Below are 10,024 nucleotides of genomic sequence, written 5' to 3' on the forward strand. Positions count from 1 at the left end.
CGGCCGAGGGCCGGGAGCTGCGCCTCGACGGCGTGCCGGTCGCCCTCAGCGAGGCGGCCAGCAAGGACCTGCTGAAGGCCCGCGGCCTCGCCTTTCCGCGCGAGCGTTCCGTGCCCGGCGCAGACGGTGCGGCGGTCCTCGCCGCCGCCCGCGAGGTGGGCTATCCGGTGACGCTGAAAGGCATGGCCGCCGGGGTGGTCCACAAGTCCGAGCTCGGCCTCGTGGCCGTGGCGGTGCCCGACGAGGCGGCGCTCAAGGCGAGGATCGCGGCGATGCTGGACAGCATCAAGACGCATGCCCTCACGCTTGAAGGCTTCCTCCTCGCCGAGACGGTGCGGCCCCAGGCGGAGGTGATCCTTGGCCTAGGCCTGGACCCGGAGTTCGGCCCCACCCTCACCTTCGGTGCCGGCGGCATCTACACCGAGATCATGCGGGACGTGGCGGTGCGCATCCTGCCGCTGGACCCCCAGGAGATCGCCGCCATGATTCGCAGCTGCCGGATCGCGGCGCTGCTCGAAGGCGCGCGCGGCCGGCCGGCGCTCGACGTGGAGGCGCTGACCGACCTTGCGGTCGCCGTCGCTGACCTCGCGCCCGGCCTCGGCCACGACTTTGCGGGCCTGGAGCTCAACCCGGTGGGCGTGGGACGCGCCGGCGAGGGCGCGTGGATCCTCGACGCCACCGTGTTCCGCATGGGCGCGCCGTCGTGAGCGCGCCGGGCAAGAGGCGCGAGAAGCGCATCGCCGCAAAGGATGCCGGCGCCCTGATCGCGCGCACACTCGCCGACGGGGACCTCCTCGCCATCGGCGGCTTGTTCAAGCAGGGCCGCCCCTTGGCCCTGGTGCGCGAGGTGATCCGGCTCGGCCGCAAGAAGCTCAAGCTCGTCTCCTCGCCCGGCTCCGGCTTCGACGTGGACCTGCTGATCGCTGCGGGCTGCGTGGCGGAGACGTTCCTGCCGGCGGTGACGCTGGAGGACCGCATGTGCCCCGCCTTCCGCGGCGCCGTGGAGGCGGGCACCGTCACCGCCCACTGCGTCGACGCGCTGTCTATCGTCGGCGGGCTCCTGGCGGCGGCGAACGGCGTGCCGTTCCAGCCAGTGGCGGCCTGGAAGGGCTCGGACGTGCCGAAGCACAATCCGCTCGTCGCCCCAATCACCTGCCCGTTCACCGGCGAAGCGCTCTACGCCACCCGCGCCATCCGCCCCAAGCTCGCTTTGCTCCATGCCCAGGAGGCCGACGCCTACGGCAACGTGCGCCACCTCGCCACCATGACCTATGCGGACCAGCTCATCGCCCGCGCCGCCGAGACGGTGATCGTGAGCGTCGACCGCATCGTCCCGCCGGATGAGATCATCGCGCGCCCGCGCGAGACCTCCATCCCCTGCATCTATGTGGACGCGGTGGTGGAGATCCCCTACGGCGCCCACCCCACCGGCAGCTTCCCGCTCTACTCCATCGACGAGGCCTATATCGAGCACTATGCCGACCTCGCCGAGGCCGCCCGGCGCGGCGCCGACGGCGCGCGGGAAAGGCTCGCCGACTACATCGCGGCTCACGTGCGCGCGCCGCGCGCCAGGAGGACTATCTCGCTCTCGCCGACGGCACCGCCCGAATGCGCGCGCTCGAGGAGGAGGCCGCATCCCTATGACCACCGACTGCGCGCCGGCCGAGCTCCAGGCCGTCTATCTCTCCCGCGACCTTGAGGATGGCGAGCTCGGCGCTGCCGGGGCGTCGGCGGCCATTCCCATGGCGGCGATCCTGCTCGCCCGCCTCACCCATGCGCCGAACATTCAGATCGCCGGCGAGATGTTCGTCAATCCGCGGCCCAGAAAGCTGTGGAACTCCATGCTGGACGACCGGGCGCTCGGGGCGTGCGAGGCCTCGGAGACGTTCCTGGAACTGTTCGGCCACTCCCATCGCGGCCTCGACTTCTTCTTCCACAACGGCATGCAGGTGGACGCGCACGGCAACATCAACCTGCATTTCGTGGGCGGCACCATCGACAAGCCGAAGATGCGCGGGCCGGGTGCCGCCAACATCTCCTATGCCGCCATGTCGCGGCGCTTTTACATCTGCACAACCGCGCACTCGCCCCGCACCTTCGTGGAGAAGGTGGACTTCGTCACCTCCCCCGGCTTCCTTGACGGGCCGAAAAGCGTCAAGGCGGCCGGCCTGAAGGGCGGCCCCCGCTTCTGCATCACGCCGCTGGCGGTGATGGACTTCAACCCGCAGACCCTGCGCATGCGCCTGAAGTCGGTGCATGCCTGGAGCTCGGTGGACGAGGTGGCGGCGAAGACCGGCTTCGCGCTCGAAGTGCCGGCCGAGGTGCCGGAGACGCCCGCGCCCACCGCGCGCGAGCTGGAGCTGCTGCGCGGCATCGTGGACCCCGACGGCCTGCTGCGGAACTGAGCGCCGCCCCGGCCTCAGGAGGCGCGGGCGCGCAGGCGAGCGCGGCGTCGAGCGCCGCGTCGTGCTCGGCGCTGCCATGGGCGGCCGCCTGCATGGCGGCGGCGGCGCCGAGGAAGTCCTGAAGATGGGTGCGCTCCGCCATGCGCAGAAGGCGCTTGGTCATGCGGATCGCCGGCGCGGGCTTGGCGGCGATCTCGCCGGCGAGCGCGAGCGCGCGCGGCAGAAGCTCCTCCTCTGGCACCACGTCGAGCACCAGGCCGAGGCGCAGCGCCTCCGCGGCATCGATGGGCCGGCCGCGGAAGCTGATCTCGCACGCCCGCTGGTAACCCACATGGCGCACCAGGAACCAGCCGCCGCCTCTCCGGAGACGATGCCGAGATTGACGAACACCTCGCCGAACAGCGCCGTGCCCGAGGCGAGGCGCATGTCGCACATGAGGCTCAAGTCGCAGCCCGCGCCCATGGCCGGCCCGTTCACCGCGGCAATGGTGGGGATGTCGAGCCGCTGCATGATCTGCGGGATCTGCTGCACGCCCGACAGGTAGGCCTCGGCGATCTCCACCGCCGGCCCCGCGAACATGCCGGCCTTCGCCCGCATGTCCTTCACGTTGCCCCCGGCGGAGAACACCGGCCCCGCGCCGGTGATCACCAGGACGCGGACGGCGCCGTCCTGCTCCACCTCCCTGAGCCGCGCCACCAGGGCATCGAGCATGTGGCGGTCGGAGAGCGGATTGCGCCGCGCGGGATCGTTCAGGGTCAGGAGCGCGACGCCGTCGGGCCGGCGATCCAGCAGGACCTCATCGGACATCGGAAACCTCCGGGACACCGGGATGGGCCGCCACGTTGCCGTCCAGCAGGCGGCGCTCGATCTCGCGGGCGATCTGCACGAGGCGCTGGCCGATCTTGCGCTGCTTCCAGCCAGGCAGGTGCCGGGCCGGGGCGCCGCAGGCGAGCGCGTAGACCGGCGAGCCGCCGGGGAAGACCAGCGGCACGGCCACGCCGTTGATGTCGGTGTTCCAGCTCGCGGACGCGGTGGTGAAGCCCTGCTCGGCCACCTCGCGCCGCCCGGTCTCGATGCTGGCGAGCAGGGTGTCCCAGCGCTTGGCGTGGCGCTCGCGCAGCAGGCCGAGGAGATACTGGAGCTCGTTCTCGGCCAGCGGCGCGATCAGGGCATGTCCGGTGGCGGTGCCTGCCAGCGGGATGCGCGAGCCCACTTCCAGGCGCAGGGTCATGAGCGTGTTGAGGGAGTGGCACACCTCGAGCTCGATCACGTCGAGGCGGTCGCGCGCGGCGAGGGAGGCATGGACCGCGAAGGTGTCCGCCAGCTCCTTCAGGTAGGGCCGCACCAGGTCGCCGAGGCTGAACGGCTCGCGCGCGGCGAATCCCAGCGCCAGCACCGCCGTGCCGATGCGGAACTGCCGCCGGCGTGGCGAATAGTGCAGATAGCCGAGGCCGGCCAGCGCCTGGAGCAGACGCGACGTGGTGGGCTTGGGCAGGCCCACCTTCTCCGCCACCTCCATGCCGCTGAGCCAGACCGACTGGGTGGTGCCGAACGCCTCGAGCACGATGAGCCCGCGCGCCAGCGCGTTCACGAAGTCGCGGTCCTGCGCGATCACCCCGCGCTGGCGGCGGCGGCGCACCATGTCGCGCGGGGCCGGGGCGGCCCGGTCTTCGGCGGTGCTTTCGTCGATCTGGTCATCCATGGAAAGGTCAGTCGCCCCAGAAGCTCGCGCCCAGTTGATCCATGCGGTGGCCGATCTCGCTCGACATGGCCATCAGCTCCGGTCCCAGCTCGTCCTGGAACCGCGCCGGATCGAGATCGCGCCGCCGCGTGCCGCAATTGAGCGCCAGGATGGTTTCGCCGCGGTCGAGCCACACCGGCGCGCCCACCGCATATATCTCCCGGCGCCAGTCGCCGAAGGAGACCGAGAAGCCACGCCGGTCCACCTCGGCGATGGCCTCGCGCAGGCCATCCTCCATCGCGTCGGCGGAGGGGCCAGCCGCGGCGCGGATGGCCTGCATGTGGGCCTCGCGTGCCGGCGGCGGCAGCGCCCACATATAGGCCCGCCCCATGGCCGACTGGGCGATGGGCACCAGGGCGCCGATATGCAGGCGCATGGTGATGGTCTCGGGACCCGAGCAATAATGCAGATAGATCATGTCCGGACCGTTGCCGATGCCGAGCGCGACCGACATTTCGTGCTTGTCGGCCATGGCCTGCATCAGCGGCTCGGCCACCTGGCGCACCGAGAGCGTGCGCAGCACCGTGTAGCCGAGCGTGGAGACCTTGTCGCCGAGGTGGTACTGGGCGTGCGGCCCCACCTGCCGCAGATAGCCCATGGCGCACAGCGTGTAGGCGAGCCGCGCCACGGTCGCCTTGGGCAGCCCGGTGCGCTCGGCGATCTCCTTGTTGCCGAGCGGCGCGTCGATGGCGCGGAAAGCCCGCAATATGGCGAGCCCGCGCGCCAGCGAGACGACCTCGGTGGTCTTGTCCTTGGATGGCGCCATGATCCTTCCCACGCTCGCACCCTCAAGCCGGATTCGCCTACGCCGAATCCGGCTCTCTCAATAAGTTAGAGAGCGAACCACAGTCCACGTGGAAGCGCCTCGCGCTTCCGGAGCGACCAATCGCACTCTAAGTCCCGGTCCAGACCGGCGCGCGCTTCTCGGCGAAGGCGCGCGGGCCCTCCTGAGCGTCGCGGCTGTCATAGACGGAGCGATAGATCTGCTTGGCCTCGGCAAGGCCGGCGTCGCAGCCCAGGCTCATGGCATTGAGCAACGACTGCTTGCCCGCCGCCACCGAGAGCGGAGCGTTGGCGACGATGATGCGCGCCAGCGTCCGTGCCCGCTCCAGCGCCGCTTCTGCCGTCGGCTCCACATAATTGACGAAGCCGATGGCGTGCAGGCGTTCGATCGTCTGGGGCTCGCCGGTGAGGACCATCTCCATCACCAGCGGCTGCGGCATCTGCCAGAGGAGCGGCACCGCCCAGGGCGAGCCGCGCCCGCGCTTCACCTCGGTGATCCCGCCGCTGGTGCCGGCGACGCCGATGCGGATGTCGGCGTTGAGCGAGAGCATGAAGCCGCCTGCGGCGAAGTGGCCGGTCATGGCGGCGATGATAGGCGCGCGCACGCGGCGCATGCGCTCGTGAAACGGGTCGCGAATTATCTGCAGTACGTCGCCGCCCTTGGCACCGATGCTGCTCGCCTCCTTCAGGTCCATGCCGGCGCAGAACGTGCCGCAGGGCGCGGCGGTGAGGATCACGGCGCGGATCTCGGGGCGCCGGTCTACCTCCTCCCACAGGTCGAAGAGCCTCTCGGCGGCAGCGACCGACAGGGCGTTGCGCCGCTCCGGGCGGTTCAGGGTGATGGTGGCGAGGCCGTCTGCGGCCTCGAATTGCACGATCTCGTCGGGATGCATCACCGATTCCGTTCCTTGCCGAATGATGGCACGGCGATCAGGCTACATCAAAAACTCACTGTGCGGAACGTATTTTCAAAATGTAATTGTACCTTCCTCCGATCTGTGTCACGTTCATAAGTATCGGGACGATGAGGGCCCGGCCCGGCGCGTTCGTGCGCGCCGCCGGCGTTCATCCCGTGACCGCCGGCGCGACCCGGCGTGCGACAAGAAAAACTTTGGAGGAACGACATGCGGGGGACACTTTCTCTCGCGCTATTGGGGCTTCTCATGGGGCCGCCAGCGGCGGCCGCGGCCGGCGCGTCGGCCCCTCTTCTGCGGGCGGCGCCTTCGCGGCGCTGCTGGCGCTGCCGGCCGGGGCGGAGACGCTCACGCTCGGCGCCACCAACGCCACGTCGAGCCACTACCAGGTGGCCGTGGGCATGGCGCAGGCCATCGAGAAGGGAAATCCGGGCACCACGGTCACGGTGGTGGAGACCGGGGCCAGCGTCGACAACGTGCGCCGGCTGGCGCGGGGCGAGATCGACCTCGGCCTCGTGGCGGGCGACGTCTTTGTGCAGGCGAAGAACGGCACCGGCCAGTTCGAGGGCAAGCCGGTGGCCGACCTCGTGGCGCTCTACCCCTATGACGATTCCATCATCAACATCGCGGTGCGCGTCGACAGCGGCATCACCGACCTCAACGGGCTGACGGGCAAGAACTTCACGCCCGGCATTCGCGGCAGCGGCGGCGAGCTGCTCGTCACCCAGAGCTTCAACCTGCTTGGCATCAAGCCGCGCTACATCTACGGCACCGTGAACGACGCCATCGAGGGCGTCGGCAACAACCAGCTCGTGGGCTACTCCAAGTACGCCGCCGCCTCGCGCGTCGACGCGACTCTGCGCGAGCTGATGACCAAGGTGGACATGCGCATCCTGGGCTTCACCAAGGAGCAGCAGGAGAAGGTGCTCGCCAAGATCCCGGGCGTGAGCTTCGTCACCATCCCGGTCGGCTTCATCAAGGACAACCCGGCCTTCGCCACGCCCTCGGTGCCGATCGTCTATGCCACGCGTTTGTCGCTGATGAACGATGCGACCGCGAAGAAGATCGCCCACGCCATCGACCAGAACCGGCAGATCCTCATCAGCGTGTGGCCGCAGCTGAAGGACTACGACTTCAAGAAGTCGCTGCTCGAGACGGTCGAGATCGGCATCGCCGTCCATCCCGGCGCGCTCGCCCACTGGAAGTCGGCGCAATAATTCCTTCGGCTGCGAACGTCAGAGGCGCTCAGATGGCAGACGGCACCACCGACAGCTGGCTCGGCAAGAGCACGGCGTTCTCCTTGCGGATCATCCTCATCGGATTCGCGCTGTTCCAGCTCTACACCTCGTTCGCGGGGATGATGGAGCCGCTGGTCCAGCGGGGCCTGTTCCTCGGGCTCGGGCTCGGGTCGGTGTTCCTGCTCTCGGCCGTCGAGGGCGGGAGCAAGGGCGCGCGCCGCATCCTCGACATCGTGCTGGCGCTCGCGGGCTACTACGTCTGCTTCCACGTGGCGCTCAACAACCAGCGCCTGTCCGACTTCATGGGCGAGTTGAGCACGCTCGACCTCGCGCTCGGCTTCATCGCGCTGGCCCTGGTGCTGGAGGCGGCGCGCAGGACCATCGGCTGGTTCCTGCCGCTGCTCGCGCTCACCGGGCTACTCTATTTCTATCTGGGCAGCGCCTATGTGAGCGGGCCGTGGCAGCCGCCGCGCGTCTCCACCCTGACGCTGATCGAGACCACCTACGCCTCCACCGAGACCATCTTCGGCTACATGGTCGACATGGGCACCCGGGTGATCGCGGTGTTCATCATCTTCGGCGCGCTGCTGCTCAGCACTGGGGCGACGGAGATCTTCATCAAGCTCGCCACCCTGATCGCCGGCCGCAGCTGGGGCGGCCAGGCGAAGGTGTGCACCGCCTCCTCCGCCCTGTTCGGGACGGTGACCGGATCGGCGGTGGCGAACGTGATGGCGCTCGGCCCCATCACCATCCCCACCATGCACCGGGCGGGCTACACCAAGAGCTACGCCGCCGCCATCGAGGCGGTGGCGTCGGCGGGCGGGCAGATCATGCCGCCGGTGATGGGGGCGGGCGCCTTCATCATGGCGGAGATGCTGGACATTCCCTATTCCAGCGTGGTCGGCGCCGCCCTCATCCCGGCCATCCTCTACTTCCTCACCATCTGGTTCAGCGTCGGATTCCGCGCGCGCAAGATGAACATCCGCCCGCTCGACCGCTCGGAGATGCCGTCGGCGCGCGAGCTGCTCGACCCCTACACCGCCTTGCCCATGTATCTGCCGGTTGGCGTCCTCATCGGCATGCTCGCCATGGACCTCACCCCCACCCTCGCGGGCGCGACGGCGGTGGCGATGCTGGTCGTCACCCAAGTGATCCTGCGCGGCGCGAAATGCTTGGCCGAGGGCCGCGCTCATGAGCTCGGCGCCACCTACAGCGAGTATCTGGGCCAGGTGCTGGAAGGCCTCTACGACGCCGGCCGGGCCATCGCTATGATCGCGGTGCTGCTCGCCTGCGCGGCGATTGTGGTGAAGGTGCTCACCGCCACCGGGGTGGGTGTGAAGGTGTCGAGCCTCATCCTGTCGCTGTCGGGCGAGAACCTCGTCTTCGTGCTGATCCTCACCGCGGTGCTCGCCATCCTTCTCGGCATGGACGTGCCCACCACCGCCTCCTACATCCTGGCGGCGGCGGTGGCGGCGCCCATCGTCATCAAGCTCGGCGTCGCCCCGCTCAACGCCCACCTGTTCATCTTCTATTTCGCGATCCTGTCCGCCATCACGCCGCCGGTCTGCGCGAGCGTGTTCGCGGCTGCTTCGATAGCGAAAGTGAACTTCTGGAAGGTGGGCGGGCATGCGGTGGTGCTGGCCATCGGGCTCTACCTGATCCCGTTCCTCTTCATCTTCCGCACCGGGGTGCTGATGGAGGGCTCGTGGCTGCAGATCGCCTATGACACGGGCATCACCTCCATCGCGATCATCGCCATCACGGCGGCCTCCACGGGCTACTTCTTCGGCCCGCTCAACTGGCCGCTGCGGATCTTCGTCTATGGCGCGGCGGCGCTGCTGTTCTATCCGGCGGCCTGGAGCGACATCGTCGGCCTGATCATGATCGCGGCGCTGGCAGGGGTGAGCCACTTTCGCGAGCCGCGATCGGCCGGCGCCGCACAGCGGCAGCCCGCGGATCTGAAGCTTTAGCTTCGGCCGCGCCTGCGCCGCGGCCCTGGCCCCCCGCACCGTCGATCGAAATCCTTGCGCCCGGATCGTCCCGCGATCCGGGCGCAAGCTGTTTCGGGCCACAAAAGACGCGCCGCCGCGCGCGGGCGCCCGGCGAGGCGTCCGGCGCTTCGCGATGGCCGTCGTGGTTTTCAGGAAGATCAGCACGCCGCCGCACCGGAACATATCCCGGTCGACAAGGCGGCAATGGCGCGAGCGCCGGCGGGACCTAAGCCTTGTACCGGCGCGCGGCGCGGGCGCGGCGCTCCAGCCACCAGCCGAACGGCTTCGGCCAGTGCGCCCAGCCGCCGTCCTCAACAAGCGTGGCGGCGGCGTGGAGCGCCCAGTTCGGATCGGCGAGCATCGCGCGGCCGATGGCGACGAGGTCCGCATCCTCGCGCGTCAGAACCGCCTCGGCCTCGGCCGCATCGGCGATGCCGCCGACCGCGATCACGCAGGCGCCGGTCGCCCGCCTGAGCTGGCTCGCGAACGGCACCTGGAAGCCTGGGCCGCGGGGCACCATCATCTGGCCGCTCGGCAGGATCATGCCGCCCGAGGAGCAGTCCACCAGGTCGACGCCGGCGGCGATCAACGCCTTCACCAGCACCTGGGAATCCTCCAGCGACCAGCCGATGCCGATCCCGTCCACCGACGAGATTCGGCAGGCGAGCGGCTTGTGCGCCGGCCAGGCCGCCCGCACGCCCTCCACCACTTCGAGAGGAAATCGCATGCGCCCCTCGATCGCCCCGCCGTACGCGTCGGCGCGGGTGTTGGAGAGGGGCGACAGGAAGCTGTGGAGGAGATAGCCGTGGGCCATGTGGATCTCGATGAGGTCCACGCCCGCCGTATCGGCGCGCCGGGCCGCAGCCGCGTAGGCGGCCACGAGCGGGGCCATGTCGGATGGCGCCATGCGCGCGGAACATGGCCGCCGGGGAGCCGCGGGCGGCATCGGTCG

9 protein-coding genes and 1 pseudogene are annotated in these 10,024 nt (G+C 69.7%); 5 read left to right on the forward strand and 5 right to left on the reverse strand.

Annotated features, from left to right (window positions below; all coding sequences use genetic code 11):
• From AC2W7M_RS12800 to AC2W7M_RS12810, 3 genes are all read left to right on the forward strand, one after another.
• The coding region (locus tag AC2W7M_RS12800; protein WP_486132680.1) for an acetate--CoA ligase family protein at positions 1-707 on the forward strand (707 nt) is incomplete at its 5' end.
• Positions 704-1,699 carry a CoA transferase subunit A gene (locus AC2W7M_RS12805; protein ID WP_486132681.1) on the forward strand — a complete coding sequence of 332 codons (996 nt, stop codon included), beginning with the start codon at positions 704-706 and terminating at the stop codon, positions 1,697-1,699. The genes AC2W7M_RS12800 and AC2W7M_RS12805, both read left to right, overlap by 4 nt.
• Complete coding sequence (locus AC2W7M_RS12810) at positions 1,641-2,405, forward strand: CoA-transferase subunit beta (RefSeq protein ID WP_281805198.1); 765 nt, start codon at positions 1,641-1,643, stop codon at positions 2,403-2,405. Before AC2W7M_RS12805 ends, AC2W7M_RS12810 begins: the two co-directional genes overlap by 59 nt.
• A 136-nt stretch (positions 2,406-2,541) precedes the next feature.
• Here AC2W7M_RS12810 and AC2W7M_RS12815 read toward each other — a convergent pair.
• The 4 genes and pseudogenes from AC2W7M_RS12815 to AC2W7M_RS12830 all read right to left on the reverse strand — a co-directional run.
• Positions 2,542-3,212 (reverse strand): annotated as a pseudogene (locus AC2W7M_RS12815) (enoyl-CoA hydratase-related protein); the annotation flags it as partial.
• Positions 3,202-4,107, reverse strand: a complete 906-nt coding sequence (locus AC2W7M_RS12820; RefSeq protein WP_281805203.1) for an IclR family transcriptional regulator — start codon at positions 4,105-4,107, stop codon at positions 3,202-3,204. The gene AC2W7M_RS12820 and the pseudogene AC2W7M_RS12815, both read right to left, overlap by 11 nt.
• A 7-nt stretch (positions 4,108-4,114) precedes the next feature.
• Complete coding sequence (locus tag AC2W7M_RS12825) at positions 4,115-4,912, reverse strand: IclR family transcriptional regulator (protein ID WP_281805205.1); 798 nt, start codon at positions 4,910-4,912, stop codon at positions 4,115-4,117.
• A 127-nt stretch (positions 4,913-5,039) separates the two neighbouring features.
• Positions 5,040-5,822 (reverse strand): enoyl-CoA hydratase/isomerase family protein, encoded by a 783-nt coding sequence (locus AC2W7M_RS12830; RefSeq protein WP_281806378.1) that lies wholly within the window; start codon positions 5,820-5,822, stop codon positions 5,040-5,042.
• 179 nt (positions 5,823-6,001) lie between these two features.
• Between AC2W7M_RS12830 and AC2W7M_RS12835 the strand changes: the two genes are divergently transcribed.
• Positions 6,002-7,060 carry a TAXI family TRAP transporter solute-binding subunit gene (locus AC2W7M_RS12835; protein WP_486132682.1) on the forward strand — a complete coding sequence of 353 codons (1,059 nt, stop codon included), beginning with the start codon at positions 6,002-6,004 and terminating at the stop codon, positions 7,058-7,060.
• A 32-nt stretch (positions 7,061-7,092) separates the two neighbouring features.
• The gene (locus tag AC2W7M_RS12840) at positions 7,093-9,051 is read left to right on the forward strand and encodes a TRAP transporter permease (RefSeq protein ID WP_281805209.1); all 1,959 of its coding nucleotides are present in this window, start codon (positions 7,093-7,095) and stop codon (positions 9,049-9,051) included.
• 247 nt (positions 9,052-9,298) lie between these two features.
• Here AC2W7M_RS12840 and AC2W7M_RS12845 read toward each other — a convergent pair whose 3' ends face one another.
• Complete coding sequence (locus AC2W7M_RS12845; protein WP_486132683.1) at positions 9,299-10,018, reverse strand: oxidoreductase; 720 nt, start codon at positions 10,016-10,018, stop codon at positions 9,299-9,301.
• Positions 10,019-10,024: the final 6 nt, after the last annotated feature.

Source organism: Xanthobacter sp. BG11Y11_SDJG, from assembly GCF_057364445.1.

What these genes read in the sequence shown, in the direction of transcription:
- AC2W7M_RS12840 (WP_281805209.1), top strand. Translation starts at nt 7,093, where the DNA reads ATGGCAGACGGCACCACCGACAGCTGGCTCGGCAAGAGCACGGCGTTC.
- AC2W7M_RS12830 (WP_281806378.1), bottom strand. Translation starts at nt 5,822, where the DNA reads ATGCATCCCGACGAGATCGTGCAATTCGAGGCCGCAGACGGCCTCGCC.
- AC2W7M_RS12820 (WP_281805203.1), bottom strand. Translation starts at nt 4,107, where the DNA reads ATGGATGACCAGATCGACGAAAGCACCGCCGAAGACCGGGCCGCCCCG.
- AC2W7M_RS12845 (WP_486132683.1), bottom strand. Translation starts at nt 10,018, where the DNA reads ATGCCGCCCGCGGCTCCCCGGCGGCCATGTTCCGCGCGCATGGCGCCA.
- AC2W7M_RS12810 (WP_281805198.1), top strand. Translation starts at nt 1,641, where the DNA reads ATGACCACCGACTGCGCGCCGGCCGAGCTCCAGGCCGTCTATCTCTCC.
- AC2W7M_RS12825 (WP_281805205.1), bottom strand. Translation starts at nt 4,912, where the DNA reads ATGGCGCCATCCAAGGACAAGACCACCGAGGTCGTCTCGCTGGCGCGC.